The organism is Mesorhizobium sp. M0815 (assembly GCF_040319995.1).
Lineage (GTDB): Bacteria > Pseudomonadota > Alphaproteobacteria > Rhizobiales > Rhizobiaceae > Mesorhizobium.
The window spans coordinates 12359-39244 of record NZ_JAMYOU010000030.1 but is presented as its reverse complement, the minus strand read 5'-3'; the positions used below and the strand labels follow the sequence as shown (position 1 = coordinate 39244).

Below are 26886 nucleotides of genomic sequence, written 5' to 3'. Positions count from 1 at the left end.
GACGGGAATGCAGCGATGTAAGGTACTGATCACTGGACAGGCAGTCAGCTTGCCACAGATATCAGGGTTAATCTGGACTTAACGAGAGATGCAGTTACTGGCCCGGTAAAGCGCGTTCTGGAAAGAGCGCATCCAATTTGACCGGACCGGCAGCTTACGCGGTTTTGATACAGCCGCTTGGAGAAAATAAAGACTATGGCGACAAAAGAAAAGGAAGAAGTCGAGACCGAACGCGAGGCCGCGACCGATGGCCCTCTGCTCGACCTTTCCGACGATGCTGTCAAGAAGATGATCAAGGCCGCCAAGAAGCGCGGCTATGTCACCATGGACGAGCTGAATTCGGTGCTGCCCTCGGAGGAAGTGACCTCCGAGCAGATCGAGGACACGATGGCCATGCTTTCCGACATGGGCATCAACGTGGTCGAGGACGACGAGCAGGGCGAGGAGCCCGAAGCCGCCGATACCGCCGCTGACGCCGAGGAGGATGCCAACGAGCTGGCCGAGCAGACCGGCACCGCCGTCGCCGCCACCACGACCAAAAAAGAGCCGACCGACCGCACCGACGATCCGGTTCGCATGTATCTGCGCGAGATGGGCTCGGTGGAGCTTCTGTCGCGCGAGGGCGAAATCGCGATCGCCAAGCGCATCGAGGCCGGCCGCGAGACGATGATCGCGGGCCTCTGCGAAAGTCCGCTGACCTTCCAGGCCATCATCATCTGGCGCGACGAGCTCAACGAATCGAAGATCCTGCTGCGCGAGATCATCGACCTCGAGGCGACCTATGCCGGGCCGGAGGCCAAGCAGGCGCCGGTGGTCGAGCGTATCGAGGAAGCCAAGACCGAGGAAAAGCCGCGCCGTTCGCGCGAGGACGAGGACGACATCACCAATGTCGGCGGCGACACCCGTGGCCTGGTGGACGACGACGAGGAGGACGATGACGAGGCGAGCCTGTCGCTGGCGGCGATGGAAGCGGAACTGCGCCCGCAGGTGATGGAGACGCTCGACGTCATTGCCGACACCTATAAGAAGCTGCGCAAGCTGCAGGACCAGCAGGTCGAGAACCGGCTGGCCGCCGCCGGCACGCTGTCGCCAAGCCAGGACCGTCGGCTCAAGGAGCTGAAGGACCAGCTGATCAAGGCGGTGAAGTCGCTGTCCTTGAACACGGCGCGCATCGAGGCGCTGGTCGAGCAGCTCTACGACATCAACAAGCGCCTGGTGCAGAACGAGGGCAAGCTGTTGCGGCTGGCCGAAAGCTATGGCGTGCGCCGCGAGGAGTTCCTCAAGGAATATCAGGGCTCGGAGCTCGATCCGAACTGGACGCGTTCGATCGGCAATCTGACCTCGCGCGGCTGGAAGGAGTTCACCAAGAACGAGAAGGACGCCATCCGCGACCTGCGCGCCGAGATCCAGAACCTCGCCACCGAGACGGCGATTTCGATCCAGGAATTCCGCAAGATCGTCAACCAGGTGCAGAAGGGCGAGCGCGAAGCCGCGATCGCCAAGAAGGAAATGGTCGAGGCCAATCTGCGTCTCGTCATCTCCATCGCCAAGAAATACACCAATCGCGGCCTGCAGTTCCTCGACCTGATCCAGGAAGGCAATATCGGCCTGATGAAGGCGGTCGACAAATTCGAATACCGCCGCGGCTACAAGTTCTCGACCTACGCGACATGGTGGATCCGGCAGGCGATCACCCGTTCGATCGCCGACCAGGCGCGCACCATCCGCATTCCGGTGCACATGATCGAAACGATCAACAAGATCGTACGCACCTCGCGTCAGATGCTGCATGAGATCGGCCGTGAGCCGACGCCGGAAGAACTGGCGGAAAAGCTCGCAATGCCGCTGGAAAAAGTGCGCAAGGTGCTGAAGATCGCCAAGGAGCCGATCTCGCTCGAAACGCCGGTCGGCGACGAGGAGGATTCGCATCTCGGCGATTTCATCGAGGACAAGATGGCGATCCTGCCGATCGACGCGGCGATCCAGGCCAATTTGCGCGAGACGACGACGCGCGTGCTGGCCTCGCTGACGCCGCGCGAAGAGCGCGTGCTCAGAATGCGCTTCGGCATCGGCATGAACACCGACCACACGCTTGAGGAGGTCGGCCAGCAGTTCTCGGTCACCCGCGAGCGCATCCGCCAGATCGAAGCCAAGGCGCTGCGCAAGCTCAAGCACCCGAGCCGGTCGCGCAAGCTCAGAAGCTTCCTCGACAGCTGAGTCTGGGTGACGGATAAGCAGTTTAAAGGGCGCCGGTGGCGTCCTTTTCCGTTTGGGCACAGGCGATCACGATTGGACGCGCCGCTCTTGCGGGTCGTGCCCTACGAGAGGATAATTCCGCGACGGATGCATTTTCTGGGCGACAAACCCGGATGCCCGCCCCGGCTGTGACGCCGTGCTCCGTGGCCCCGGAGGGAGGTGTGCCATGACAACTTACATCGTGCTGATCAACTGGACGGAGCAAGGCGCCAAAAACGTGCGCGAGTCGCCGAAGCGGCTCGATGCCGCCAAGAAGCTGTTGGGAGACATGGGCGGGTCCTTCAAGGCATTTTATCTCACCATGGGGGATTGCGACATGGTGGCGGTGGTCGAAGCCCCCGACGATGCCGTACTAGCTCGTTTCTCGCTGATGCTGGCGGCGGGCGGAAACGTCAGGACGCGGACACTCAAGGCTTTCCCGGAGGATGCCTATCGCGAGATCATTACCTCGCTCGGCTGAGTGCCGTGCCTGAAGCGCGTCGCGCTTGAACGGCCTCTTGCGACGCGCTTTACGCTCTTCTTTTTAAACAGGTCGGTATGGCAAACCGCCGCGCACCCTCGGGCCAGGCCCGAGGACATGTTTTTGGGGCGACGTGCATTAGCCGAAGCCGGGACATTCCGCGGTGTCGCGTCACGTTGCGGCGCAACGGCATTTGCTGGATAGTCGTCGCGCGTCCTCCGCTGGTGTTGCGAACCATGGCCAAGCCTCTGCTGACCGTCTGGTACAATACGCGCTGTCCGGTCTGCGATGCCGGCATCAGCCGGCAGAAGCGGCGGCTGATCGAGGCGGTCAAGGCGGGGCGGATCGAATTTCGCGACATCAATGCCGAACCGACGGCGCTGGCCCGCTACGGCATCGGGCTGGAGGATATCCGGCGCCGGCTGCATGCGACCGACGCCGGTGGCAAATTGCTGGTCGGCGCCGATGTTGCCGTTGCGGTTTGGCTGATAACGCCGGGCGAGGGCTGGTTGGCGACGCTGTTTAGCAATCCCGCCACGCTGCCGTTGACGCGCTATGCCTATGATCGCTTCGCCGATCTGCTCTATGCCTGGAACCGCCGCAAAGGCCGTTGGTGATAGTGTCCGTTCACTTCGCACTGAAAGACCCGTAAGTTGCTTCGGGCCCTTGGCGCAGCCTGCTATCGAGCCACGGGCTCGCAAAGCCAGCCAACGATGCGGCGCACCGCCGGCAGCAACAGCAGCAGCGTCGGAAAGGCCACCATCCAGGACAGGCCCCAAGCCGTCAGCCAGGTGGCCGGCAGGTCGGGCTGGAAGCCAAGGCTTTTCAGTGTCGAGATGAACGACACGATGAACGTCATCAGCAACGACAGCACCAGCGGGCCGAGGACGGCGGCATAGCGCGCAGGCAGCTTCCTGCGCGGGGTTTTCATGGTCATTTGGATTTTTCCCTGAAGCATCCGGTCCGTCGCATTGGCATCCATTCGCCGGTCTTCCGGCGTAATTGCCCGGAAACGACCGGGGTGGATGCGTTGCTTCACGTCAGACGCTTACGGAGGGGTCTTCGACCCTCACGCGCTTCCTAGCTGCCCTTGCCGGCGAAATCAATCCTGCTGGCGCATTTTCAGATACATCGTAAGATATATCTTGACTCGATCGTGGCGAGCACCTAATTGAGATATATCGTAAGACATAACTCAAGGAGCAGACAATGCACAAAGACAATCATTTCGGGCATCATCGTTTTGGCGAACACGCCGAGCGCGTTTTCATGCATATGGCCGGCAAGTTCGGCGGACGCGGCGGGTTCGGCCCGTTCGGGCATGGCATGAGAGGCGGCGGCGGACGCGGCGGACCAGGCGACATGTTCCGCGCCGGGCGTATGCTGGCTGACGGCGATCTCAAGCTGATCACGCTGTCGCTGCTGGCCGAGGCGCCGCGGCACGGCTACGACATCATCAAGGCGCTGGAGGAGCGCACCAGCGGCGTCTACAGCCCGAGCCCCGGCGTCGTCTATCCGACGCTGACCTTCCTGGAAGAGGCCGGCTATGCCGTTTCTGCGGCGGAAGGCAACAAGAAGGTGTTTTCGATCACCGAGGCAGGGCAGGCGCATCTCAACGAAAATCGCGAGATGATCGACCACGTGCTCGACCATCTCGAGCGCTTCGGCCGCAAGATGGCGAAGGCGCGCGAGTGGTTCGGCTGGAACGATGACGGCGACGGTGGCCGGCGCGGCCGCGGCCGCTCGGAAAAGCGCGACGAATTCCGCGCCGTGCGCCACCGGCTGCGCGCCGCGCTCGGCGAAATCGTAGATGCGCCTGAAGCAAAGCAGGCCGAGGCAATCAGCATATTGGAAGCTGCCGCAGAGGCCCTGGAAGCGCTGTCGCGCGACTGACCCCTGAGTGCCAAGCCAGCTGCGGCCCTTGCCCGCTCGGCCAAGGACCGGTACTGAAAATCATCCTGCACCACGCTATGTGGTGCAGGATGATTGCCGTTGGAGGATACCCCATGTCTTTTCTGAAGCGTCTTTTCGGCGGCGGCAACGAAGCCGCTGAGCCAAAGACAGCGGCGCCGGTAAAGCAAATCGAGCACAAGGGATTTTTGATCAGCGCCACGCCCTACAAGGCGGAGGGCCAGTACCAGACCTGCGGCGTGGTTTCGAAGGAGATCGACGGCGTGATGAAGGAGCACAAATTCATCCGCGCCGATCGCTTTGCCGGGCTTGATGACGCTGTCGACATCTCGATCAAGAAGGGCATCCAGCTGGTCGATGAGCAAGGCGAGAAGATCTTCGGGTAGATCGTTATTACAGCCTTGGGTCGATTGGCTCGCTTTCCAGCGCCAGCACGGCGAAGACACACTCGTGAACGCGGCGTAGCGGCTGCTTGGCGACAAATCGCGTCAGCGCCTCGTGACCGAGCGCGAACTCCCTGAGTGCCAGGCTGCGCTTGCCGCTCAGGCCGCGTTCTCGCAGGCGGATGAGATTGTCCGGCGCGTCATATTCGGGACCATAGATGATGCGCAAATATTCCGGGCCGCGGACCTTCAGCGCCGGCTGGGTGAGTCCCTTCTTGCCACGGCTGACGAAGTCGCGTGGTTTGACCACCATGCCTTCGCCGCCCGAGCCAGTCAGCGCCTCCCACCAGGCAATAGCCTCCGCACACGCGCTGCCGTCGGCCAGATCAACCGTACGCCATCGGGTCGGCGTGACCACGCCAACATGGGCAGCCAGACGGTCCGCGAGCGACATGTGCCAGACATGATCCTGGTCAAACCAAACACGTCCCTCGCTGGCGAGCAGGTGGAAAGGCGCGACCTTAAGGTCGTCGACGCCGGAGACCGGCCACACGTAAGGCGCCCAGGCCGTGGCGTATTTAGCCGCACGGGCGGCCCGGTCTTCAAGGCGTGCGTTCAGGCCGGCCGCATCGACGCCGCGCGCCATCGCACGGGCTAGCGCCTCGCGGCTGACCTTGAAACCGGCGGCTGAGGATGTCGCCACCGGCGCATACTGGCTTTCGATCAGGCTGCCGGCCTTTGCCGACCAAGGCATTATCTCGGTGTCCAGCAGCAGCCAGTCGCTGTTCAATTCCGTCCACAGATCCGCCGCGTCGACCTCGACCCGGAGACGGGCGAGCAGGCCTTCCGTCATGGTGCCGTCGTTGAAAAAGGAACGTCCGGTGCGGGTCCAGATTGCGCCGGTCTCGTCGCCCGGGATCCCGAAGCGGCTGCGCGCCGCCTGCGCGTTCCGGCACAGCGCGACCACCGCCCGCGAACCCATATGCTTTTCCTCGCACACGACCTGGGCGACGTCGCGTTCGCGGAAATAAGCGAAGGCATCTTCCGGACGTTCCAGCCAGCCGTGTTGGCTGCTGGTCTCGGACGGCGACATGGTCGGCGGCAGATAGATCAGCCATTGCGGCGACAGCGCGAAGCGGCTCATCACTTCCAGTGCCGCCGAGGCGTTCTCCTCGGCCACCACAATCCGGCCCCTCAGCCCGGTCTCGATCCAGCGGCGACCGGAGACATCCTGGTAATCGAGCACGCCGTCGGCGTCGGCCTGTGCCGATTTGCCCAGACAGGACCCGCCCAGCGGACGTATCGGCTCCGACCATGTCTGGATTGCCGGCACCTCTACCAGTTCGCGTTCCGGCCAGCGTAAGGCCGTCAGCTTGCCGCCGAACACGCATCCAGTGTCGATACACAGGGTGTTGTTGACCCACTCGGCCGACAGCGTTGGCGTATGTCCATAAATTACGGCTGTCTTGCCACGGTAGGCTGCGGCCCAGTCCGCGCGGACGGGCAGCCCGAACTCGTCAGTCTCGCCTGTGGTCTCGCCGTACAGAGCGAACTCGCGCACGGCGCCGGAGCCGCGTCCGATCATTTCCTCCTTGAGACCGGCGTGGGCGACGGCGAGGTGTCCGCCGTCCAGCCAGACGTGGCTGCGCAGGCCGTCGAGAAAGGCCGGCAGCGCCTCTCGCAGGCCGCGGTCCTGCGTGTTCAACTGGTCTATCGTCTGCTCGAGGCCGTGGGCGACCGTGACCTTGCGACCTTCCAGCCAGCTGCCGAGTTTGCGTTCATGGTTGCCCTGGACACAATAGGCGGTCCCGGCCGCGACCATGCTCATGGCGATGCGCAGTACGTCGGGCGAGTTGGGGCCGCGATCGACGAGGTCGCCGACAAAGACGATCTTGCGGCCCTGCGGCGGGATCACAGTGGCCGTTCGGTCGCCCTGATGTTCAGACCAGGCGACGCTGTAGCCCAGTCGAGCGAGCAGCATCTGAAGTTCATCCGAACAGCCGTGGATGTCGCCAATGATATCGAACGGGCCGTGGTCGTCGCGCTTGTCGGTCCATAGCGGCTGCCGCGACACCTCGGCCGCGTCGATGCTGGCCTCGCTGGTAAGCGTCCAGACCTGGCGGAAGCCCTCGCGTTGCAGGCCGCCAAGACCCTTGCGGATCTCGGTTGTCATGCGCTGGGCGACCCCGGCGCCGACCGGCCGGTCGGCTCGCACCGCATTGCGTGCGACGCACACCTCGACGCCTGGATCGAGGACCACGGCGACGGGCAAAGCGTGCCACTTGCGCGCCAGCTCAATCCAGGCCTTGCGGTCGGCGGCTCGCACGTTGGTGGCGTCGATGACGGCCAGCCTGCGGTGTTTAAGCCGCTTGCCGGCTATTTCGCGCACCAGATCGAAGGCATCTGCAGAGACGTCCTGGTCGGTCTCATCGTCGGAGACCAGCGCCCGGCACTGATCCGAGGAGATGATCTCGGTCGGCAGAAAATGCCTGGCCGCGAAAGTCGACTTGCCCGATCCGGTCGAGCCGATCAGCACGACGAGGGCAAAGTCAGGAATGGCGAGATCGGTCTTGTCCAGTTCTCTCATCGGGTGAACACCGCCATCTGCGTGGGCGCGCCGAGGGTAGAATCCTGGGCTCCGATACCGCTGAAGGTGGCTGCATAGCCATAGATCTCACCGATTTTGGCCGCCCAGGTTTCGAACTGAGCCCGGCTCCATTCGAAACGGTGATCGGGATGGCGAAATGCGCCAGGGGCCAATCTGGGAAACAGAGCGTTGTAGTCCGCGTTCGGAGTGGTCACGATGACGGATTTAGGCGCCGTCTCGCCGAAAACGATGCGTTCGACCAGGGGCAGCCTGTCCTCGTCGAGATGCTCGATGACCTCGACCAGCACGGCGACGTCGGCTGCCGCCCAGCGGCCGTCCCGGTATGTCAGAGATCCGTGCAGCAGCGTAACCCGGCCCTCCGGCGGCCCGCCAAACTCGTTCAGCTTGAGACGCTTTGCAGCCCATTCCAGTTCGCGTGCCGCTGGATCCAACCCGAACAGCTTATGGACCCATCGCTCGCGCACGAGCCGATAAAGTAGCTTGCCTTCGCCGCATCCCAGGTCCGCAACCGTGGTTGCACCCGTTGCCTGGATGGCTCGGACAACAGCTTCCATGCGCAGATCGTTGAGCCGGATCGGCGTCTCCAGCGCTTCCTCAGGTGTGACACGCAGTTCGGGCGGCAAAGTCTCCCTGGCCGTTTCAGGAACCAGTCGTTCCAGAGCGATGCGGGCCAAGGCACCGCGGTTGCGCAAGTATCGGCGAACTATCAGGTCCTTGGCGGGATGTTTTTCCAGCCAGCCCTCTCCCTTGGACAGCAGCTTGTCGACCTCTGCTTCGCCGACCCAATAATGCTTGGCATCGTCCATCACCGGGATCAGCACGTAGAGGTGGTTCAACAAGGCGCTGAGCCGGCCCGTGCCGGTCAGCTTCAGATGGCCGTACCGGGACTCGCCTGCATCAGACCCGATTCCCTCGATTGGCGTCAGATCGACTGTCCAGCCCAAGGGTTCGAACAGGCTTCGAACCAGAGCCTCACCGCCGCGCATCGGCAGTGGAGTCACGACTGCCTCCAGCGGCAGTTCGCCGCTAGCCAGTTCCTGGCACTCCTTTGACATTCCGGTCATCGCCGTCCGCAGCATTTTGTTTAGCGCCACGGACAGGAAAGACGATGCCGCGTAAGGCCGGTCGTTCACATATTGGTCCAGCAAGCCTTCCGCCCGCCCCTTGCCGCGCACTAGCCCTATCGGGTCGACATCGAGCAGGAGTGCTGCCTCGCAACGCTCTTCGGTCGCTTCGGGATAGAATAGCCACCCTTTGCCAAAGGAGAGGTCGGTCTCGTGCAAACGATCGGGATGCTTGTGCAGCAGGAAACCGAGATCGGTGGCCGGACGGTGCGTTGTGGCAACGGACAGGAACATCCGCGACCGATAGCGCAGACAAGCGGAATAACCAATGGCAGTTGTTGGCCCACCACAATAGGTTGTCGCCAACGACAGCAAGGGCAGGCACCGAGCGCCTACCCTTGTTCAATTCAAACGATGCTGGCTTTACGCCGCGGCGGCGACGCGCTCGGCGCTTCCGGTCGCGGCCACAATGGCGTCGACCTTGGTCGAGGCCTTGGCCAGCGCTGCTGCTACCGCATCGGCGCCCATGCCGACTCCTTCGATGCGGATGACCTCGACATCGGTCATGCCGAGAAAGCCGAGCACGCTGCGCAGGTAGGGAATGGCGTGATCGAACTGCACGGCCGCACCTTCGGAATAGATACCGCCCGAAGCCAGCACGACATAGACCTTCTTGCCGGTGACGAGGCCTTTCGGGCCAGCATCGCTATAAGCAAAGGTTTTGCCGGAGCGGGCGACGTGGTCGACCCAGGATTTCAGCGTCGACGAGATGTTGAAGTTGATGAAGCCGGTGGCGAGAATGACGGTGTCGGCCGCAAACAGCTCGTCCAGTACAGTATCGGAAACGCCGACGACCTCAGCCTGGCGCTGGGTGCGCGCTTCGGCCGGCGTATAGATGCCGGTCGAATAGTCGGGGTCGATATGCGGCAGCGGGTTGGCGACGAGGTCGCGGGCGACAAGCTTGGCCGAAGGATCGGCGGCAAGCAGTTTGTCGGCGAGTTCGTTGGCGACACGGGTCGAGTGCGAGGCGGCGCCGCGTGGGCTGGATGTGACAAGAAGGATGGACATGGTGACTCTCCAAGGTTGGATTAAAATCTCCCGGCAAATATGTGTGCGCAGACCCATTTGAAAAACTGGTATATTTTGTATATGATCCATCTAAATTGTGGATTGAAAGATGCAGCCCAACCCGACGCTTGACCAACTGCAGATCCTGGTTGCGGTGGCCGACACCGGTTCCTTCTCGGCTGCCGGCCGTAAGCTCAACCGCGCGCAGTCGGTCATCAGCTACGCCATTGCCAACCTCGAAGCGCAGCTTGGGCTGAAGCTGTTTGAGCGTGAGGGCACGCGTGAGCCGCAACTGACCGATGTCGGCAAGGCGACGCTGGAAGATGCGCGGCGCATGGTCGGCGTGCTGCAACGCATCCGCTCGCGTATCGACGGATATCGGCAGGGATTGGAGGCGGAAGTTGCGCTGTCGGTCGACGTGACGCTACCGTCGCCGGTGCTGGTTCGGGTGCTAAAGGCATTCGAGGTGCAGTTTCCGGCCGTGACACTGCGTCTGCATATCGGCTCGCTTGGCCTTATCCTCGATCATGTTGTCGGCGGACAGGCCGATCTCGGCATCGGAGGGCTTCTGGGCGAGGCGGACGTGAATCTGCTGCGCATCGGTTTCTTCTCCCTGGTGCCGGCCGCAGCGCCTGATCACCCGCTGGCGCTGCTGCCCAGACCAGTGGCGCTGGAGGATGTCCGCGAACACATCCAACTGGTCGTCTCGGACCAGTCCGAGCGTACGCGCGGGCGCGACTATGGCGTCTTCGCCTACCGCACTTGGCGGCTGACGGATGTGCGCACCAAGCACGTGCTGATGCGCGAGGGGCTGGGCTGGGGCGGGCTGCCGCGATGGCTGATTGCCGATGATCTGGCGAACGGCCGGCTCGTCGAACTCGATCTCGAGCCTTACAGCGAAGTCCGCTCGCCGCTTTATGCCATGCACCGCGCCGATCGCAGCCCGAAACCGGCGGCCGCCTGGCTGATCGATCAGTTCAAGCGCCAGCTTGGTTGTTTCAACGAATTCGAGCCGGGTGAGGTGCCTAAGGAGGAGCCGGAGACAGACCGTCGATCAGCGCGATGAGAACGGCGCGATAGTCCTCGATCGATGCTCCAGCTTCAATGGCGAGCGCTGCGCGGTCGAAGGCAGCGGCGAGCAAAGCGGTCAGTGCTTCCACAGGCAATCTCGTCATAGAGTGCGAGCGCATCGCGGCAACAAGGCCCTCACGCAGCGAACGGTTGCCATGGCGATTGTCGATCGCATCCATGGCGGCGCGGCCGAGCACGGCGGGGCCATCAAGCAGCAAGAGCCGAGTTCGGCCGGGGGCGCGCATGGCAGCCAGATAGGCATCCGAGCCGGCAATCAGCGCATCGCGGGCAAATAGCGAAGGCGGCGACGCGCGTTCGATCTCTTCCGCCACGGCTTGCGCCTCCTGTTCGACCACAGCGGCAAACAGCGCCTGCTTGTCTGCAAAGTGATGATAAAGCGCGCCGCGCGTTACGCCGGCAGCGGCGACGATCTCGGGTGTGCTGGTCTCGGCATAGGATTTTTCGGTGAACAGTTTTCGCGCCGCAGCGATGAGCTCGGCGCGTGTCGCTTCGGTGCGATCACGGTTGGAGCGGCGAGCGGATCGCTGTTGCATACATTCAGCCTGTATGTTAGTTACATTTACATGCAGATTGTATGGTGTTCGCCGGGAGAAGGAAAGATGAGGACGACGAGCTATTATCCGGTGCTGATGACGGGCGATGTTGCCGGCACTGCAGCCTTTTATGTCGCGCATTTCGGCTTCAAGCCGCTGTTCGAGGCCGACTGGTACATCCATCTGCGCTCAGCCGAAGATCGCCGCGTCAACCTCGGCATCGTCCAGGGCGATCATGAGACGATCCCGGAGGAGGGGCGGGGCCGCGCGTCTGGCGTGCTGATCAATTTCGAGGTCAGGGACCCGGATGCCGTCTATGAGCGGATCACCGCCGCCGGCCTGCCGATCCTGCTAACGCTGCGCGACGAACCCTTCGGCCAGCGCCATTTCATCACCAAGGATCCCAACGGCGTGCTGATCGACGTGATCAGGCCGATCCCGCCGAGCCCGGAATTCCTGGCGCAATATGCGCAGGGTGCTGCAGCGAGCTAGCTTGCCCTCGCCAACGGCATCACCGTGACCTGGGCAATGCCGGAGCGGCGCACCACCGTGCACAGTGTCTCGCGGCCGATGCGCTCGGCGTCGAGCATGCGCACAAGATCGTCGACGCCGGTGACCGGGCGGCCGTCGATGGCGACAATAATGTCGCCTTCCCTGAGGCCGGCCTTGTCCGCCGGGCTGTTCTTCTCGACGCTGCGCAGGCGCACCGCCGTGCTGCTCGACACTTGCGACAAGAGTGCTGCGCGGCGCGGCAGGTTGGTGGTGTCGGCGGAAACGCCGATGAAGGCGCGGCGCACGCGGCCGAAGCGGATGATCTCCGAGATGACGAAATTGGCGGTGTTGGAGGCAACCGCGAACGCGATGCCTTGCGCTCCGTGGATCATCGCGGTGTTGACGCCGATCACCTCGCCGGCCGAGGACACCAGCGGTCCGCCGGAATTGCCGGGGTTGAGCGCGGCGTCAGTCTGGATGACGTCGTCGATCAGCCGGCCGGTGGAGGCACGCATCGAGCGGCCGAGCGCCGAGACGACGCCGGTGGTGACGGTCCATTCGAAGCCGAGCGGGTTGCCGATGGCAATTGCAATCTGGCCGCGCCTCAAACGCTTGGAATCGCCAAGCGGCGCAACGTCGGCAAAGTTGCCGTCGGCGCGCACCAGCGCAATGTCGGTGTCGGGGTCGCGGCCGAGCACGCGGCCTTCCCTGGAGGCGCCGTCCGGCATCGACACGCGCACACTGCGCGCATCGCCGACGACGTGGAAGTTGGTGACGACCAGCCCGTCCGGCGCGATGACGAAGCCTGAGCCATGGCCGCCCGGGCCACCGACACGCTCGATGCGGCAGACGGCGGGCCCGATGCGGTCGACGGCATCGGCGACCGTCGCCGAATAGGCATCGAGAAGGGCATCGTCATATTGCAATTGCTGGGCGGGCAGGGCCATCTGCGGGGCTCCGTAGCTTTTGGAACAAGATGAACAATGCCTATATGTGCGGAGCGGCCGGACCGGCCGCGACCTGACCAGATGGCCAGTCAAACGCCCAACTAGCCGTCAGGCGAGTATCCGCCAACGCCCTGCCGAGCGATATCTGGGTCACGAGGAACCCAGGAGACAAATCATGAGCGATTTCAATCTGAGCACATTTTCCGACGCCATTGCCGACATCGCCGCAGCCGCGGCTCCAGCGACGGCCAGCTTCGCGACGCACCACCACCGCACGTCTACCGCTTTCCACTGGCAGGACGGCTATTTCGTCACTGCCGAGGAGGCGGTCGAGGCCGGCGAGGAGATCGAGCTGACGTTTCCTTCGGGCGAAACCGTCAAGGCCGAGCTGGTCGGCCGCGACCCGTCCACCGGCACGGCCGTTTTGAAACCCACCGGCGCACCAAGCGTGCCGTCCCTGGTGAAGGCGGATGCAGTGCGGCCGGGCAATCTGGCGATCGTCGCGGGCAATAGCGACGGCACCTCGCTCGCTACCTTCGGCACGGTCGGCGAGGTCGGCCCGGCCTGGCGTTCAATGCGCGGCGGCACGATCGACCGGCGCATCAACCTTGCCGTCAATGCCGGCGGCCGTTTCGAGGGCGGCCCTGTGCTCGACGCCAAGGGCGGACTGATCGGCATGCTGCTGTTCGGGCCACGCCGGCGGGCGCTGGTCATGCCTTACGAAACGATCGAGCGGGCAGTCACGACGCTGCGCGAGAAGGGTCATGTGGCGAGGGGCTATCTTGGTGCCGGCCTGCATCCGGTCCGCAATGGTGATACACAGGGCGCCATGGTGATGAGCCTTGACGATAGCGGCCCGGCGAAAGCCGCCGGTCTCAGTCTCGGCGACATCATCGTATCGTGGAACGCAGAGACGGTGCATGGCCCGCGCGAGCTGATCCGCAAGCTCGGGCCGGACAGCGCCGGTGCCTTGGTGACACTCGGCGTGGTGCGCGGCGGCGAGAACCGTGAGGTCTCACTGACCATCGGTGAAAAACCACTGAGCTGAGGGATAGATGGTAAGCGGTGAGGTCGCTGGCAGACGGCTGACGGTGCTGATCGTGCTCCGTGACGTCGAGCGCGCGCGAAGTCTGTCCGCGGCTCTCGCTGCGACCGATGACCTGCAGCCTTTTCTGGCGGGCGAAGTCGACGGGCGTTGGGCGGCGGATGTCGCCATCGTCGATGATCATGGGGTGCAAGGCGGGCTCGTCGACGCCGCTATGCCTCGAGTGCTGCTATCGTCGCGAGCGGCCGGGGAGCGGCCGGCCGATACAGTGTTTGCCGTGCTGCCGGTGGCAGCGGACGACGTGCTGATCGCCGCTGCGGCGCGGCTGGCGGCGGCTGGCTACCGGATTTCGCGTGACAGCCACGCTCTGTCAGACGGGCACGATTTTACCTTTCATGACAGCGACCGGTTCGACGAGGAACCGAGTAACGAGCAAATCGTCCGGCCGACGCTTTCGCCGCGCGAAAGCGAGGTGCTGGCACTGCTCGCCGAAGGCGCGCCCAACAAGGTCATCGCGCGGCGGCTGAACATCTCCGTGCATACGGCGAAATTCCACGTCGCAGCGATCCTGACGAAGCTCGGTGCCGCCAACCGCACCGATGCGATCGCCATCGCCATGCGGCAGGGCCTGGTGCTGGTCTAGCCGTGGATCAAACAGCCGGTTCGATGTCGGTCAGCCGGAAATCGTCACCCTTGAACAGCAACGGCATGGCTTCGATACGTGCCGCAGCATAGGCAATGCAGTCGCCGAAGTTGAGGGCGGCCGGATGCCGGCCCTTGCCATAGCGCAGGAACGCCTGACGAGCGACCGCGGCGTGGTCGGCCGTGAAGGGGATCGTCTCGATCGAGGCGGTGCGCAAAAAAGTTTCGAAGCGATCGATAATCTGGTCCTGCCAGCGGCCGACGAGCACCATTGTCGTTTCAAGCAGTGTCGGTGCCGGAAGCAAACGTCTTTCAGCCTGGGTGATCGCCAAAACGAAGCGGTCGTAGCCCGGCTCCGTGCGTAAAATGGCGACCAGCGCCGAGGAATCGATGATCATCGCGTCGGGATACCCAGTTCGTCATAACCGAGAATTTCATCGTCGCTCATCGCGTCTTTGCGCTCCGGTATTCGTGCAGCTCGTTCCGCAATCGCCATCAGACGTTGAAAAAGGTCACCGGTCTCGTCGCGCGGCACAAGCCGCTCGCGCGCAACCTCGCGCTCGAGGCTTTGACGGATGGCCTCCGTCACCGATACCTGGCGCCGGCGGGCGAGCTCACGTGCCAGTTGCTCGACTGCCATATTCTTGATCGATAAGGCCATTTATATATTCTCCCTTTTCGTATAGAATATATACCAACTTGCCCGACAGATTCAACGCGCGCTCCCGCGAAATCCACGACCCTCCGTAGCGTCACACCACCGCTGCGGGTTAAGGGCGCTTGTATCCGCCGGCGGTGCAGGCAAGGATCGCAAGGAGAAAAGATGGTAGAAAAGAGAGTAGCACAGGGAGGGGCGAGGATGTCGCTCAAGGGAAAGACGCTGTTCATCTCTGGCGGGTCACGCGGCATCGGGCTGGCGATTGCGCTGCGCGCCGCGCGCGACGGCGCCAATGTGACGATCGCGGCCAAGACCGCCGAGCCGCATCCGAAGCTGCCGGGGACGATCTACACAGCGGCGCAAGAGATCGAGCGGGCCGGCGGCAAGGCGCTGCCGGCGCTGTGCGACATCCGCGATGAAGCGCAGGTCGCCGAAGCCGTCGCCAAGACCGTGGAGACGTTCGGCGGCATCGATATCTGCATCAACAATGCCAGCGCCATCCAACTCACCGGCACGCTGGAGACCGACATGAAACGCTACGACCTGATGCACCAGATCAACACGCGCGGTACTTTTCTCGTCTCCAAAATGTGCATTCCACACTTGAGGTTGGCGGAAAATCCTCACATTTTGAATCTGGCGCCGCCGCTCGACATGAAGGCCAAATGGTTCAAGAACCATGTCGCCTACACGATGGCGAAGTTCGGCATGTCGATGTGCACGCTGGGCATGAGCGCCGAGTTCGCCAGGGACGGCATTGCGGTCAATTCGCTATGGCCGATCTCGACCATCGACACGGCGGCGGTGCGCAACCTCCTGGGCGGGGCGACGGTGGCGGCGATGAGCCGTTCGCCCGACATCATGGCCGATGCCGCACACGCCATCCTGGTCAGGCCGTCGCGCGGGGCAACCGGTAATTTCTACATCGACGAAGAAGTGCTGCGCGCCGAAGGCGTCAGCGATTTCTCAGCCTATGCGCCGGGCGCGACAGGCCCGCTCGCCGGCGACTTTTTTGTGCCGGACGAGGTGTTCGAGCGGACTGATACCAAAATCAAAGGTATTTACTGACGGAAAGCATCTAGCTGACAGGCGTATCTCTTAAAGACCGGCACAGACGCGTGCTCAGCCTTCGGCTTTCTTGGCTTTGCCAAGACCCATCAGCCGGTCGATATAGGCAAGCATCAGTGCCGACAGAACGAAGGCCAGATGAATGATGGTCAGCCACATCAGCTGGTCGGTCGTGTAGGAGACCGAGTTCAGGAAAACCTGCAGGAGGTGGATCGAGGAGATGGCGACGATTGTCGAGGCGACCTTGACCTTCAGCGAGCCGACATCGATCGTGCCCAGCCAATGCACCTTGCCGTCATTTTCATCGAAGCGGCTTACGAAGTTTTCGTAGCCCGAGATGATCACCATCACCACCAGTGAGGCGACCAGCGCGGCGTCGATGAGGCCGAGGATCTTCAGGATGGTATCGGTGTCGTCGAGCGTGAAGGCCACGAAGACGAACTCGAACAGCTTCTTGCCGAAGGACACGGCATAGATGGCAAGCGCCGCGCCCAGTCCGAGATAGAAGACGACCAGCAGCCAGCGCGAGGCGAGAATGATCGATTCGATGGCGAGTTCGAGGCGCTTCATGCGGCGATTCCGGGCTCCGTTGTCGGAGTGCCGTATTTCGGGCAGGCTGCGGCGGTTTGCAAGGTTCTAAAAAACGAAACCCCGCCGGGGAGGGGAACCGGCGGGGCTCGTGTGTCCCGCTGGAGTCGGGACGGGGCAGGGACGCCCTTTCCAAAATTTGGGATTGGTGACCTCGCGTTTCAAGATTGGTGACCGCGCGATTCAATGGTTGATCGGATCGCGCGGTTCACATTCCGCTTATTGGGCGCTGGCCACCGGCGCCACCAGCGAGGTGATGCGGCGGATGGCGACGCGGCGGTTCTCACGGTTGGGTCCCGACGTGTCTACCTTGAGATACTCCTCGCCATAGCCCTGTGTCGTCAGGTTCTCCGGCGGGATGCCGAAGGCATTGGTCAAGGCTTCGGCGACTGCCTCGGCGCGGCGGTCGGACAATGCAAGGTTCGCTTCCGGCTTGCCGACTGCATCCGTGTGGCCTTCGATCAGGAAGGTCTCGGCCGGGTTTTTCTTCAGCAGCTTGTCCATGGCGTTGGCAACACCCTCCAGCTTCTGGACCTCGGTGTCGGAAATCGAAGCCGAACCGAATTCGAAGTTGAGCGTATCGAGGTCGATGCGGCGGGCAATGTCGCGCACGCGGGCCGAGCGTTTGACCTCGTCGATCGAATAGAGGCGCTGGACCTTCTCCACCGGCGGTCGTTCGAGGAAGGTGTAGTAGTCGTCCGGATCCTCGACCTCTTCGGAATCCAGAATGTATTCCTCTTGCGGGATGGTAAGGCGCATCGGCGGCAGGTCGTCGCCCGGGTCGCGCCAGTCTGCATCATCGTCATAGTTCCGCTCGTCGACATAGCTCAGCACATATTCGCGTCCGTCAGGCGCGATGCGTGAACGCTGGATCACGTCGCCGTAGCGGTTGCGGATGGTGACGATCCGGAAACCGTTGTCACGCTCCACGATTTCCCGGGTGCGATCGCCCGACAGGTCCTCATAATAGACATTCCTGGCGCCGCGGTGCATACGCGGGGCGTCGCTGCTTTCGACGAACGTCTGGTTGTTGAACTGGAGGATGACGCGGTCGCCGAATTCCCTGAGGACATTGGTGCCTTGCGGGCGCCGCCGACGACGAACATCCTCGAAATCGGCTGAGCGCTCGACGCGCTTGCCTTTTTCCTCGGTCACGGGAGCGATCTTTTCAGGTTTGATCTCCTGCTGCGCTGCCCGGTCGTCGGTCGGGGGCGGCCCCTGGTCGACCGGAGCCGGTTTCGAGACTTCCGCCTGGTTGCCGTTCTCCTCGACGGGCTGGTTGCCTTCCTGACCACCCGTTTTGCCGCCATTTTGGCGACCCGCGTTTTGGCCGCCTTGGTCCTTGCCGTGCCTGCGCCTGACATCCTTCTGACTGTCCAGTATGGGCGCCTCGTTCGGGTTGGCCGCGGCTTCGCCCGAAGCAGGGGGCCCACCCTCGGCGGGTGCTGCCTGTTCGCCGGTGGCGGGTTGCTCACCGGTTGCGGGCTGCTGTTCGCCTGTCACCGGCTCTTCCCCAACGGGCTTCTTGCCGCGTTTCTTCGTCTGGTCCTGGGGCTGTTCGGCTTGAGCAGGAGCGGCTTGCTTGTCGGTTGGAAGTGGCTCGGCCTGTGGGAGAGCCGGCGCCGCCTGCTGGTCCTGCTTATTCTTCCTCTTGCGCGGATTGCCCTGCTCGTTGTCGTTTGCAGGGGCAACCTGCTCGGCCGGCTGTTCAGCAGGTGCGGCTTCCTGCTGTTGCTGGTCGCGCTTCTTCCTGCGCTGCTTGAGCTGCTGCTGAACGTCGTTCGCGGGCGCAGCCTGCTCGGCCGGCTGTTCAGCAGGTGCGGCTTCCTGCTGTTGCTGGTCGCGCTTCTTCCTGCGCGGCCTGAGCTGCTGCTGATCGTCGCTCGCGGGTGCAGCTTGCTCGGCCGGCTGTTCAGCAGGTGCGGCTTCCCGCTGTTGCTGGTCGCGCTTCTTCCTGCGCGGCTTGATCTGCTGATCGTCATTCACGGGTGCAGCCTGCTCGGCCGGCTGTTCGGCTTCGATCTGCTGTTGCTGCCTCTTTTTCCTGCGTTGATTGCCCTGCTCCTCTCCGCCCGAGGGCGCGAGTTGTTCGGCGGGCGCGGATTCGGTCTGTTGCTGCTCGCGCTTGTTCCGGCGCGGCTTTTGCTCGGACTCGCCCGATTGTTCGGCGGGTGCTTCGGTTCGCTCCTGCCGTTCGCGCCTCTTGCCGGGCTTCTGTTCCGGCTCCGCCTGCCCGCCTTGGGCACAGGCTTCGGCCGACTCGCCTTCGGCGCAATTCGACTGCGCCGGGATAAGCACTGCGCTGTTCCGAGCGGGGCCGAATGCGGCGCTGCCTTGCAGCGGGAACGCGCCTAACGGCGCGGACGCCATCAACAGGCCAAGCGCCGTGCCTGCCAGAATCCGTGGTTGGCGTTTCATCATAAACACTCCTTGTGGCGTCCCATCCCTGCCCAAACTTTCAGCAACCATGTTTGGTTCCTGTTTGTAGGTCTTAGCGGTGGCACAGGGCGATTGACCGGCGTTTTGAAGGCGACTTCATGTCATTCGTATGGTCTTGGCGTATGGTCCCGGCGTATTGTTCGGACGAGGGTGCATGGGTTGCTGCGCTTGACCTTGACGCCTCCGAGGTCCACATGCCGACGATGGAAAAGCCGTTCTGGAAAACCAAGACGCTGGAGGCGATGACCCCGGCCGAGTGGGAATCGCTCTGCGACGGCTGTGGCAAATGCTGCCTGTCCAAACTCGAAGACGAGGACACCGGAGATATCTACTGGACCAGCGTCGGCTGCCGGCTGTTCGACGCTGGAAGCTGCCGCTGCTCCGATTATACCAACCGGCTGGCGCGTGTTCCGGATTGCGTCGGGCTGACGCCGCAGAATGTGCGCACCATCAGCTGGCTGCCCAAGACCTGCGCTTACCGGTTGGTTGCCGAGGGCCGCGATCTCTATTGGTGGCACAGGCTGGTGTCGGGAAGCGACGAGACTGTGCACGAGGCCGGCATCTCGATGCGCGGCCGGGTCAGCGCCAGCGAGACGGAGCTTGCCGAGCCGGAGGATTATTTCGACCATATGCTTGCAGACGAGCCTTAGGATTTACTCCGGAATCTAGGACCCAGAACCGACAGCAAAACGGACGTTGCCTATCCGCCCATGCCGGTCCACCCTATGTAGGACCGCCGTCCATAGCACCGGTTCCGGAAGCGAGAGACTATCCCGGTTCTGCCGCATGAACCGGAGATGAACGGCCGGTTCGCAAAAAATTCAGACAGGCGGGTGCATTCTCCTCCCATCGGTTCGACGAAAACGGGTGGAAACCCTCAAACAAGGAGAGAAGACAATGTTCAACACCATCAAGACGGCGGCTCTTTCGGCTCTTGTCGGCCTTGGCACGCTTGCTGCCATCCCAGCCCATGCAGACAGTATCTATCTCGGCTTCGGCAACAACCAAGATCCGCGCGTCGGCGTCTATACCGGCGACGAAGATGATGGTTACTATCGCGAACACCGCCGTGAGCGCAACTGGCGCCGCTCCTGTTCGCCCGAGCGTGCCCTCGACAAGGCCGAACGTATGGGCCTGCGCCGCGCCCGCATCGTCGACATCAACCGCCGCACGGTCAAGGTCGCTGGCCGCCAGTACGGCGACCGCGTGGTGATCGTATTCGCCAACGAGCGCGGTTGTCCGATTATCTATCGCTAAGCCCGTCGAAGCTTTGCGGCCGGCGTCTTTCAGCCGGTAAAGTAGCGGAGCCTCTTTCCGCCAGGACGGAAAGGTGCGGCTCGAAAACCCCGGAGGATCGGTCCTCCGGGGTTTTTTATGCGCTGCGATCGACGATCACTTCAGTTCGAAAGTCACCGTCACCTGCGCGGTATAGGAATTCTCGCCGGCCTGCACGGGGACCGATGCGCCGGCCGCATCGAAAGCCTTGGCGTTGATTGGCATCGGCGGCGGTGCGAAATTCTGGTCGGTGATTTCCAGAACCCGGCCGATGCCGACGCCGGCCGCTTCGGCCAGCGTCTTGGCCTTGGCCATGGCATTGGCGACGGCCTTCTTGCGCGCTTCAGTGACGGCTGCCGCCGGATCGTCGTTGGAGAAGGAGATGCCGCCGCCCTGGTTGACGCCGAGCGACACCGCCTTGTCGAGAATGTCGCCGGTCTTGTCGATGTCGCGGATGCGCACCGAAAGCGTGTTGGTCACCTGATAGGCGACAAGTTCGGCCTCCTGGCTGCCGTCGGGCTTGTTGGTGTAGTTATAGCGCGGGTTGATCTGGATGCCCGCGGTCTGCAGGTCGCGCTCCTTGATGCCGGACGATTTCATTGCCGCGATCACCGCGGCCATGGCGTCGTTATTGGCATCGAGCGCGGCACGCGCCGTCTTGGCCTCGCGCATGACGCTGAGCGTCAGCAGAGCCAGATCGGGTGCTATCGCCGCCTCGCCTTCGCCGGTGACGACGATGCGCGGCGGCGGCGGCGAATCGGCGGCGCCGGCGATCGCCGGAAATGCGATTGCGGCGGCAATCGCCAGTGGCAAAATACGTCTGGTCATGAAATCTCCTCGATCTGCGATCCCAAGACTGCCGAGTGTCGAGCGGCTCCAATGGGGGACGTGCAATAGGTTATCAATATGGGCTGATTTGGGCGGTCTCGGCCAGCCCCCTCGGAAAGCCGCTCTGAAAGCCTTGTGCGGTTCAGGGAAAAACACTAATCCAACGCCGTGGGGCCTGTAGCTCAATGGTTAGAGCCGGCGGCTCATAACCGCTTGGTTGGGGGTTCGAGTCCCTCCGGGCCCACCATTGGCTTTTGTGGCCGTTGATTTAATTGGATTTTTTGGCCATTTTTGTCCCACCTCTTTCAACCCCCTCAGAAAGTGGGACAATTTTGTTCTCTTTTCGATCGATAACCAGCAGGTATTTCGCCGCTCTCGCTACCTTCCGGCGACGCGCTTTCTTGATGTAGTGGTCGGGCTGCTGGTACGTAGTCCACCCATATATCGCCTTCAGCTGCTCGTGCGTCGCGCCGTTCTCAGCGGCGATCGTCGCGCCGGCCTTCCGAATTCCATGAGCACTGCAGTGCGGCAGCTCAGCTTGATCACACCACTGGCGCATCTTGTTGCCCAGACCGTTCTCCGAGAACGGGCGACCATACTCATTGACCAGGAAGGTCATCTGGTCGGAGGGCGTGTGCTCAAGTTCCGCCTCTAGTTCGGGCAGAAGCGGGAGCTCCACCAACACCGCATCCTTGTTACGACTGGTCTTCCCAGGCTTAATTCTGATCCACTTCTCCCACTGCTCGGTCTCCTCGTTGTAGACGAGCGTGATGTGCTGTCGACCGAAGATCGCGACGTCGGACAACCGCAGGCCAGTAAACATGAAGATCGAGAGCGCACGTCTGGCTGCGGTACCCAGCGGATGCCGCTTCTCATATTGAACGATCTCCGACACGTCCCATGGGTGCCAGCCGTCGCCGCTCTTTAGCCGTCTGATGCCGCGGGCGGGATTGGAGTCGACGCCCGGAATCTCTGTGTCCTTTGCCCACTCAAACATCGCGCTGATGGCTTTTACGATATTGTTTGCCGCGCCCAGGGCGTCGAGCCTGGTGTCCCTGATCTCCTTAACATGAGACCGTTTCATACCGGCGAATGGCAGAGATCCCTTGGTGGGATACTGAGGATCCGGGTCACCTTCGAGGGGATGAGGTAATTCGCATACGCGCTCCAGAATTGCTCGTCGGCGCGCCATAGTGTCTTGGGTGATTTCCGTGCCGCCCCGACGGTAATACTCCTGGCAAAGCCACAGTAACGTGCCTTTCTTCGCTGGCTCGGAAGGCTTGGGGAGGCGCCGGCAAATCTCGGGAAGAGTGCCGGGCCGAACATAAGAGACCTCGGCGCGTGCGCAGCGCAGTTCCTCGAGGAACTCGTCGCTGCCGGTCGGTTCACGGAGCCGGACCTTCTTCCGACCCGGTGCGCGAAAATAGTACCGATCATTGCCGTGGCGATCAGTGTCCTTCACTACGCCCTTAAGATCGATTTTCACGGGCTCATCCGTCATGTTCGTGGTTTTCGATCCCAAGGATTGTCTAGTGGCGGCGAATCTTCGTCAAGCTTTGGTGCTCCTCCGATTTGGCGGTGAGGGAGCTTTCGAAAGGCCAATACAAGTTCCTCGACGTCCCAAACAATGCGCCCCTTGCTCGGCATTCGTGGCTGCGGCATCCGGCCGTCCTGGACCATTTCATCAAAGGTCGTTGAGCTTACGCCGATGAACGTCGCAGCCTGCTCGCGATTGATTCCTACCGGCGGGAGCGAGGGCGGCAAGACGCTCGGGGTGCGTAGCATCGGTTTAGCGCGTTGAAAGCGCGTTTTTGACGCCTGCCTGTCTTCCTATGTACCTGTCCGAATATTGCAGACGCTCAATCATGTCCTAGCCCTGTGCTTGCAGGCTCACCCTAGGTCTCCAGACCTAGGATCGCTCAAGACACCGGACTCTTTTCCAGCCTTTGTGTACGATGATGGGTATCTTAATGCGCTCGAGGCCAAGAACTGAATGGTCGGCGACTTGGAAGGGCAAAATGACCGCGGAACCACGAATCTGAGTCAGAGGCGGAATCCAACTGAGGAAAGCATGGCTGTGTTTTCAGACGGTTATGACTCTCATGCATGCGTAACAACCAACAAGAATACAAACAAAATATTTCTGTGGATTACTTTCATTCCTCATGGAATGCGCGACTGATTTGGTCCGACAGCGGCTTCACAAAATAAGAAAGCGCCGTACGCTCGCCCGTCTGGATCATCGCTTCGGCCGGCATGCCGGGCACGAGCGTCAGGTCCTTGAGCTTCGTCAGTTCCGCATGCGGAACCGACAGACGCACCAGGTAATACGAAACGCCGTTTTTTTCGTCCGTCGCCAGATCGGCTGCGATCCGGCTGACATATCCGTTCAATACCGGCGTGGTCCTCAGATTGAAGGCTGACATCCGCAGCACGGCCTTGTGACCAAGCTGGATTTGGTCGATGTCCTTCGGGGTGATTCGTGCTTCAAGCGCAAGATCGTCGCCTTCGGGCACGATTAGCATAATCGGATCGGCGGGCGTGATCACTCCTCCGACCGTATGAACTGCGAGTTGTTGAATGGCGCCTGACTGCGGCGCGACAATATCGATCCGTCGCAGTTCCTGTTCAGCCGCCACCTTGCGCTCAACATACTCCCCAACCTGCGCCTGAACCTCTCTGAGCTCCTGGCCGACTTCCGTCTTGAAATCCGGATCGATCTGCAGGATCTGGAGGCGCGTTTCGGCTATGCGGGCTGCCGTCTGTGCCTGATGTGCAATCTTCTCACCGCGTTCGCCGCCGAAAGTGGCAACCTGCGTCTTCAGGCTGTTCAAGCGTTGGTCCGAGACAATGCCTTGGTCGCGCAGCCCACTCAGGGCAGCAATTTCCTTTTGGAGAATCTCGGTGCTTTTCTCAGAAGCGATTGCCTGCGCCTTGAGCCCCTCGATCTCGTGCTCATATTGAGTGATGCGTTCCGCTAGCTGCGCCTGCCTTCCGTCGCGGGATTGTCTGCGGAATTCGAACAGCCGCGTCTCGCCATGTACTGCCGAAGCTACGTCCGGAACATCTCTGCGGGCGAGCAGCCAGTCCGGGAAGGCGATCTCCGCCAGATCGTCACGCTCAGCTTCGAGTCGTGCCAGGTTGGCGGCCAGCTCATCGAGCCGCTTGGTGACTACAGCGAGAGTGGCGCGCGTCTGGGTGGCGTCGAGCCGCATGAGGATGTCGCCGGCTTTTACTTTATCACCTTCGCTCACCAGGATTTCTCCCACCACCCCGCCGGTCGGGTGCTGCACCTTCTTCACATAGGAATCGACGACAAAGTGTCCGGACGCGACAACCGCACCGGAGAGATTCGTGAAGGCCGCCCAGGCTCCGGCTCCTCCAACAAAGATCACGCTCGCCAGAAGGCCCGCCAGCAGGTGCCGGCGAATGGAGCTGGAAACGTCATTATTCTGATGAATGCCGGCCACCGGGATCCTCCATGTCAGCGCGCTCTCCCACGTTATCCTGTGTAGACGCGATGGCCTTGACGCCAGCGCCTGGTGCCATCGCTGCCCTCTTCAAGACTTTGGAAAGCGCTTCATCACGCGCACCGAATGCTCGCTGCCGTCCACCTTCCATGACCAACACAAAATCCACGGCGCGGATGGCGCTCGGCCGATGGGCGACGACAACCGCAATGCCCTTGCGCCCGCGCACGGAGGCGATCGCCTTGACGACCGCAGCCTCGCCTTCCGCATCGAGATTGGCATTGGGTTCATCCAGCACAACAAGGAAAGGGTCTCGATAAAGAGCACGGGCAAGACCGATACGCTGGCGCTGCCCGGCGGAAAGTGCCGATCCGGCCTCACCAATCGGAGTTTCGTAGCCGTGCTCAAATCGGAGGATCAGTTCGTGCGTGCCCGCTGCTTTCGCCGCGGTGACAATAGCCTCAGGGTCAGGATTATCTTCAAAACGAGCGATGTTTTCGGCAATGGTGCCGTCGAACAGTTCAACACCTTGCGGCAAATAGCCGATATGACGGCCTAGCGCTTCCCGGTCCCATTGATCGAGGCTTGCGCTGTCGATGCGAACCTTTCCGGCGACCGGCGTCCATGCGCCGACGATGGCGCGCGAGAGTGTCGACTTGCCCGAACCCGATGCACCGATGATCCCGAGTGCGCTTCCCGCCTGAACGGCAAACGCAAGGCCGGTCACGGTCGGCTTCCTTTCGCCGGGCGGAACGATTGTCACGCCTTCGACGCGGAGTTCGCGTTCAGGTGCAGGCATTGGCATAACAGGAGCGGTTTCAGGAACCTTTCCCAGGAGGTCCTCCAGCCGCGCCCAACCCTGGCGCGCCATGAGGAAGGGTTTCCAGCTTGAAATGGCCAGATCGACCGGAGCCAGCGCACGCCCCATCATGATCGAACTGGCAATCATGACCCCGGCCGTAGCCTCCTGCCTGATGACAAGGTACGCGCCGACGGCAAGAATGGCCGATTGCAGCAGCACGCGCAACGACTTTGCAATGCCACCCAGCCCACCTGCCACGTCCCCAGCTTTCCGGTTGGCGGCCAGATACTCGGCATTGGCCTTGTGCCATCGGGCAGCGATCCGCTTTCCGAGACCGAGAGCTTGCACGACCTCGGCATTGCAACGCGCTGCTTGCAGTAGGCCATTGCGCACCATGTCGTGGGCAATGGTCTCGCGTATCGGCCGTTGCGAGAGAGTGTTGGTAAGAAGTGTCAGAGATGTGAGACCGATCGCCCCGATAAGTGCCGTCATGCCGATCCAGAAATGAAGGAGGAAGCAAATGGCAAGATAAAGCAGCATCCAAGGCAGATCGAAGAACGCTGTCGGACCGTTTCCACCTAAGAATCCGCGAATATTGTCGAGGTCGCGAAGCGGCTGCAAGCCGTCGCCCGGCATGCGCGTTAAAAGCGGAAGGCGAACGATCGCATCGTGAACGCGTCCGGAAAACTGTTCATCGAAACGCTCGCCAATCCGCAGCAGCACGCGGGCGCGCAAAACGTCGAGCAGGCATTGGAACGCATAAAGCCCTGCAGCAAGCACGACGAGCCCCACTAGCGTCGATACGCTGCCACTTGCCAGAACGCGGTCGTAGACCTGAAGCATGAACAGCGGCGAGATCAGCGCAAGCACGTTGACCACGCCGCTGATCAACAGAATTCCCCAAATAGCGGAAGTCAGAGGGAAAGGTCTCAAAGCTGAATCCTTCAAGGAATGGTTACTCACGTAGGTCTCCGTGAGGATCTGGCGACCCAGCTCCCTATATTGGTCCCCGAGCGGCAACCGACTGCATCCGCTCGCTGATTCAGGATCAGTGCTCCCGCCGAATGTGTTTGGTTTGGCATCTAATGGAGCGGGTCAACAACAACACCGTCCGGCTGAAGGTTTGGAAGGGCAACGTCATCGTGGCCGGCCGCAAGGGCCCGAACAGGCTTCCGCCTCCACGCCTTCAGGGAGATTTCGGTGTACGACCAGCGCGACGTGCAGGGCTTCGTCAAGCTGTACACGCTGCGACTGCTC

At 62.1% G+C, this 26886-nt stretch carries 27 protein-coding genes and 1 tRNA gene; 14 read left to right on the top strand and 14 right to left on the bottom strand.

Annotated features, from left to right (window positions below; genetic code table 11):
* Nucleotides 1–195 precede the first annotated feature (195 nt).
* The 3 genes from rpoD to NKI01_RS25465 all read left to right on the top strand — a co-directional run bounded on the left by rpoD (nucleotide 196) and on the right by NKI01_RS25465 (nucleotide 3333).
* A complete protein-coding gene (gene rpoD, locus NKI01_RS25475; RefSeq protein WP_023719339.1) occupies nucleotides 196–2217 on the top strand; it encodes an RNA polymerase sigma factor RpoD in 2022 nt (673 codons plus the stop codon).
* Nucleotides 2218–2422: 205 nt separating this feature from the next.
* Nucleotides 2423–2716 (top strand): GYD domain-containing protein, encoded by a 294-nt coding sequence (locus tag NKI01_RS25470; RefSeq protein WP_023719338.1) that lies wholly within the window; start codon nucleotides 2423–2425, stop codon nucleotides 2714–2716.
* A 236-nt stretch (nucleotides 2717–2952) separates the two neighbouring features.
* The gene (locus NKI01_RS25465; RefSeq protein ID WP_352965112.1) at nucleotides 2953–3333 is read left to right on the top strand and encodes a thiol-disulfide oxidoreductase DCC family protein; all 381 of its coding nucleotides are present in this window, start codon (nucleotides 2953–2955) and stop codon (nucleotides 3331–3333) included.
* 62 nt (nucleotides 3334–3395) lie between these two features.
* On the opposite strand, the gene NKI01_RS25460 is transcribed toward NKI01_RS25465, so the two are convergent.
* On the bottom strand, nucleotides 3396–3653 hold the full coding sequence (locus NKI01_RS25460; protein WP_023719336.1) for a DUF2798 domain-containing protein: 258 nt from the start codon (nucleotides 3651–3653) through the stop codon (nucleotides 3396–3398).
* A 272-nt stretch (nucleotides 3654–3925) separates the two neighbouring features.
* Here NKI01_RS25460 and NKI01_RS25455 point away from each other — a divergent pair, with 272 nt between their 5' ends.
* A complete protein-coding gene (locus tag NKI01_RS25455; protein ID WP_023719335.1) occupies nucleotides 3926–4609 on the top strand; it encodes a PadR family transcriptional regulator in 684 nt (227 codons plus the stop codon).
* Nucleotides 4610–4722: 113 nt separating this feature from the next.
* Nucleotides 4723–5013, top strand: a complete 291-nt coding sequence (locus NKI01_RS25450) for an HlyU family transcriptional regulator (RefSeq protein WP_023719334.1) — start codon at nucleotides 4723–4725, stop codon at nucleotides 5011–5013.
* Nucleotides 5014–5020: 7 nt separating this feature from the next.
* On the opposite strand, the gene NKI01_RS25445 is transcribed toward NKI01_RS25450, so the two are convergent.
* Genes NKI01_RS25445 through NKI01_RS25435 form a run of 3 tightly spaced genes read right to left on the bottom strand, consistent with a single transcriptional unit; the run spans nucleotide 5021 to nucleotide 9750 of the window.
* A complete protein-coding gene (locus NKI01_RS25445; protein WP_352965110.1) occupies nucleotides 5021–7597 on the bottom strand; it encodes a polynucleotide kinase-phosphatase in 2577 nt (858 codons plus the stop codon).
* Entirely contained in the window at nucleotides 7594–9057 is a 1464-nt protein-coding gene (locus tag NKI01_RS25440) for a 3' terminal RNA ribose 2'-O-methyltransferase Hen1 (RefSeq protein ID WP_352965109.1), read from the bottom strand. Before NKI01_RS25440 ends, NKI01_RS25445 begins: the two co-directional genes overlap by 4 nt.
* A gap of 48 nt (nucleotides 9058–9105) precedes the next feature.
* Nucleotides 9106–9750: an FMN-dependent NADH-azoreductase gene (locus NKI01_RS25435; RefSeq protein ID WP_352965108.1), complete on the bottom strand. Its 645-nt coding sequence runs from the start codon at nucleotides 9748–9750 to the stop codon at nucleotides 9106–9108.
* A 109-nt stretch (nucleotides 9751–9859) separates the two neighbouring features.
* Between NKI01_RS25435 and NKI01_RS25430 the strand changes: the two genes are divergently transcribed.
* Complete coding sequence (locus NKI01_RS25430) at nucleotides 9860–10816, top strand: LysR family transcriptional regulator (RefSeq protein ID WP_352639934.1); 957 nt, start codon at nucleotides 9860–9862, stop codon at nucleotides 10814–10816.
* Here the strand turns inward: NKI01_RS25430 and NKI01_RS25425 are convergent.
* Nucleotides 10776–11375, bottom strand: a complete 600-nt coding sequence (locus tag NKI01_RS25425; protein WP_023719331.1) for a TetR/AcrR family transcriptional regulator — start codon at nucleotides 11373–11375, stop codon at nucleotides 10776–10778. The two genes, NKI01_RS25430 and NKI01_RS25425, sit on opposite strands and share 41 nt — an antisense overlap.
* 66 nt (nucleotides 11376–11441) lie before the next feature.
* On the opposite strand from NKI01_RS25425, the gene NKI01_RS25420 reads away from it, so the two are divergent.
* The gene (locus tag NKI01_RS25420) at nucleotides 11442–11867 is read left to right on the top strand and encodes a VOC family protein (protein ID WP_352483190.1); all 426 of its coding nucleotides are present in this window, start codon (nucleotides 11442–11444) and stop codon (nucleotides 11865–11867) included.
* On the opposite strand, the gene NKI01_RS25415 is transcribed toward NKI01_RS25420, so the two are convergent.
* Nucleotides 11864–12814: a S1C family serine protease gene (locus NKI01_RS25415; protein ID WP_352494948.1), complete on the bottom strand. Its 951-nt coding sequence runs from the start codon at nucleotides 12812–12814 to the stop codon at nucleotides 11864–11866. The two genes, NKI01_RS25420 and NKI01_RS25415, sit on opposite strands and share 4 nt — an antisense overlap.
* A 175-nt stretch (nucleotides 12815–12989) precedes the next feature.
* Here NKI01_RS25415 and NKI01_RS25410 point away from each other — a divergent pair, with 175 nt between their 5' ends.
* Nucleotides 12990–13862, top strand: a complete 873-nt coding sequence (locus NKI01_RS25410) for a S1C family serine protease (protein WP_023719328.1) — start codon at nucleotides 12990–12992, stop codon at nucleotides 13860–13862.
* 7 nt (nucleotides 13863–13869) lie between these two features.
* Entirely contained in the window at nucleotides 13870–14502 is a 633-nt protein-coding gene (locus tag NKI01_RS25405) for a helix-turn-helix transcriptional regulator (protein ID WP_023719327.1), read from the top strand.
* Nucleotides 14503–14509: 7 nt separating this feature from the next.
* Here the strand turns inward: NKI01_RS25405 and NKI01_RS25400 are convergent, their stop codons facing one another.
* Nucleotides 14510–14899 (bottom strand): type II toxin-antitoxin system VapC family toxin, encoded by a 390-nt coding sequence (locus tag NKI01_RS25400; protein WP_023719326.1) that lies wholly within the window; start codon nucleotides 14897–14899, stop codon nucleotides 14510–14512.
* The gene (locus NKI01_RS25395; protein ID WP_023719325.1) at nucleotides 14896–15162 is read right to left on the bottom strand and encodes a type II toxin-antitoxin system VapB family antitoxin; all 267 of its coding nucleotides are present in this window, start codon (nucleotides 15160–15162) and stop codon (nucleotides 14896–14898) included. Before NKI01_RS25395 ends, NKI01_RS25400 begins: the two co-directional genes overlap by 4 nt.
* 198 nt (nucleotides 15163–15360) lie before the next feature.
* Between NKI01_RS25395 and NKI01_RS25390 the strand changes: the two genes are divergently transcribed.
* Nucleotides 15361–16227 carry an SDR family oxidoreductase gene (locus NKI01_RS25390; RefSeq protein WP_352494950.1) on the top strand — a complete coding sequence of 289 codons (867 nt, stop codon included), beginning with the start codon at nucleotides 15361–15363 and terminating at the stop codon, nucleotides 16225–16227.
* Between the two features lie 54 nt (nucleotides 16228–16281).
* Here NKI01_RS25390 and NKI01_RS25385 read toward each other — a convergent pair whose 3' ends face one another.
* Complete coding sequence (locus NKI01_RS25385; protein WP_352591327.1) at nucleotides 16282–16797, bottom strand: TIGR00645 family protein; 516 nt, start codon at nucleotides 16795–16797, stop codon at nucleotides 16282–16284.
* A 237-nt stretch (nucleotides 16798–17034) separates the two neighbouring features.
* Complete coding sequence (locus NKI01_RS25380; RefSeq protein WP_348633220.1) at nucleotides 17035–18318, bottom strand: OmpA family protein; 1284 nt, start codon at nucleotides 18316–18318, stop codon at nucleotides 17035–17037.
* On the opposite strand from NKI01_RS25380, the gene NKI01_RS25375 reads away from it, so the two are divergent.
* The 3 genes from NKI01_RS25375 to NKI01_RS25365 all read left to right on the top strand — a co-directional run bounded on the left by NKI01_RS25375 (nucleotide 18283) and on the right by NKI01_RS25365 (nucleotide 20511).
* A complete protein-coding gene (locus tag NKI01_RS25375) occupies nucleotides 18283–19170 on the top strand; it encodes a hypothetical protein (RefSeq protein WP_352965107.1) in 888 nt (295 codons plus the stop codon). The genes NKI01_RS25380 and NKI01_RS25375 overlap by 36 nt on opposite strands.
* A gap of 287 nt (nucleotides 19171–19457) precedes the next feature.
* The gene (locus NKI01_RS25370; RefSeq protein ID WP_023719321.1) at nucleotides 19458–19904 is read left to right on the top strand and encodes a YcgN family cysteine cluster protein; all 447 of its coding nucleotides are present in this window, start codon (nucleotides 19458–19460) and stop codon (nucleotides 19902–19904) included.
* Nucleotides 19905–20151: 247 nt separating this feature from the next.
* A complete protein-coding gene (locus NKI01_RS25365) occupies nucleotides 20152–20511 on the top strand; it encodes a hypothetical protein (RefSeq protein ID WP_023719320.1) in 360 nt (119 codons plus the stop codon).
* Nucleotides 20512–20646: 135 nt separating this feature from the next.
* On the opposite strand, the gene NKI01_RS25360 is transcribed toward NKI01_RS25365, so the two are convergent.
* Nucleotides 20647–21357, bottom strand: coding sequence for an SIMPL domain-containing protein (locus NKI01_RS25360; RefSeq protein ID WP_023719319.1), 711 nt, complete (start codon nucleotides 21355–21357; stop codon nucleotides 20647–20649).
* A gap of 171 nt (nucleotides 21358–21528) precedes the next feature.
* Here NKI01_RS25360 and NKI01_RS25355 point away from each other — a divergent pair.
* Nucleotides 21529–21604: transfer RNA gene (locus NKI01_RS25355), tRNA-Ile, on the top strand.
* 21 nt (nucleotides 21605–21625) lie between these two features.
* Here NKI01_RS25355 and NKI01_RS25350 read toward each other — a convergent pair.
* The 3 genes from NKI01_RS25350 to NKI01_RS25340 all read right to left on the bottom strand — a co-directional run bounded on the left by NKI01_RS25350 (nucleotide 21626) and on the right by NKI01_RS25340 (nucleotide 26577).
* A complete protein-coding gene (locus tag NKI01_RS25350; RefSeq protein WP_352566044.1) occupies nucleotides 21626–22843 on the bottom strand; it encodes a tyrosine-type recombinase/integrase in 1218 nt (405 codons plus the stop codon).
* 670 nt (nucleotides 22844–23513) lie between these two features.
* On the bottom strand, nucleotides 23514–24827 hold the full coding sequence (locus tag NKI01_RS25345) for an HlyD family type I secretion periplasmic adaptor subunit (protein WP_352710392.1): 1314 nt from the start codon (nucleotides 24825–24827) through the stop codon (nucleotides 23514–23516).
* Nucleotides 24805–26577 (bottom strand): type I secretion system permease/ATPase, encoded by a 1773-nt coding sequence (locus NKI01_RS25340; RefSeq protein WP_352710456.1) that lies wholly within the window; start codon nucleotides 26575–26577, stop codon nucleotides 24805–24807. Before NKI01_RS25340 ends, NKI01_RS25345 begins: the two co-directional genes overlap by 23 nt.
* Between the last annotated feature and the right edge of the window lie 309 nt (nucleotides 26578–26886).

Coding starts and splice junctions, on each gene's coding strand:
- rpoD (WP_023719339.1), top strand. CDS start 196: ATGGCGACAAAAGAAAAGGAAGAAGTCGAGACCGAACGCGAGGCCGCG.
- NKI01_RS25470 (WP_023719338.1), top strand. CDS start 2,423: ATGACAACTTACATCGTGCTGATCAACTGGACGGAGCAAGGCGCCAAA.
- NKI01_RS25465 (WP_352965112.1), top strand. CDS start 2,953: ATGGCCAAGCCTCTGCTGACCGTCTGGTACAATACGCGCTGTCCGGTC.
- NKI01_RS25460 (WP_023719336.1), bottom strand. CDS start 3,653: ATGACCATGAAAACCCCGCGCAGGAAGCTGCCTGCGCGCTATGCCGCC.
- NKI01_RS25455 (WP_023719335.1), top strand. CDS start 3,926: ATGCACAAAGACAATCATTTCGGGCATCATCGTTTTGGCGAACACGCC.
- NKI01_RS25450 (WP_023719334.1), top strand. CDS start 4,723: ATGTCTTTTCTGAAGCGTCTTTTCGGCGGCGGCAACGAAGCCGCTGAG.
- NKI01_RS25445 (WP_352965110.1), bottom strand. CDS start 7,597: ATGAGAGAACTGGACAAGACCGATCTCGCCATTCCTGACTTTGCCCTC.
- NKI01_RS25435 (WP_352965108.1), bottom strand. CDS start 9,750: ATGTCCATCCTTCTTGTCACATCCAGCCCACGCGGCGCCGCCTCGCAC.
- NKI01_RS25430 (WP_352639934.1), top strand. CDS start 9,860: ATGCAGCCCAACCCGACGCTTGACCAACTGCAGATCCTGGTTGCGGTG.
- NKI01_RS25425 (WP_023719331.1), bottom strand. CDS start 11,375: ATGCAACAGCGATCCGCTCGCCGCTCCAACCGTGATCGCACCGAAGCG.
- NKI01_RS25420 (WP_352483190.1), top strand. CDS start 11,442: ATGAGGACGACGAGCTATTATCCGGTGCTGATGACGGGCGATGTTGCC.
- NKI01_RS25415 (WP_352494948.1), bottom strand. CDS start 12,814: ATGGCCCTGCCCGCCCAGCAATTGCAATATGACGATGCCCTTCTCGAT.
- NKI01_RS25410 (WP_023719328.1), top strand. CDS start 12,990: ATGAGCGATTTCAATCTGAGCACATTTTCCGACGCCATTGCCGACATC.
- NKI01_RS25405 (WP_023719327.1), top strand. CDS start 13,870: ATGGTAAGCGGTGAGGTCGCTGGCAGACGGCTGACGGTGCTGATCGTG.
- NKI01_RS25400 (WP_023719326.1), bottom strand. CDS start 14,899: ATGATCATCGATTCCTCGGCGCTGGTCGCCATTTTACGCACGGAGCCG.
- NKI01_RS25395 (WP_023719325.1), bottom strand. CDS start 15,162: ATGGCCTTATCGATCAAGAATATGGCAGTCGAGCAACTGGCACGTGAG.
- NKI01_RS25390 (WP_352494950.1), top strand. CDS start 15,361: ATGTCGCTCAAGGGAAAGACGCTGTTCATCTCTGGCGGGTCACGCGGC.
- NKI01_RS25385 (WP_352591327.1), bottom strand. CDS start 16,797: ATGAAGCGCCTCGAACTCGCCATCGAATCGATCATTCTCGCCTCGCGC.
- NKI01_RS25370 (WP_023719321.1), top strand. CDS start 19,458: ATGGAAAAGCCGTTCTGGAAAACCAAGACGCTGGAGGCGATGACCCCG.
- NKI01_RS25365 (WP_023719320.1), top strand. CDS start 20,152: ATGTTCAACACCATCAAGACGGCGGCTCTTTCGGCTCTTGTCGGCCTT.
- NKI01_RS25360 (WP_023719319.1), bottom strand. CDS start 21,357: ATGACCAGACGTATTTTGCCACTGGCGATTGCCGCCGCAATCGCATTT.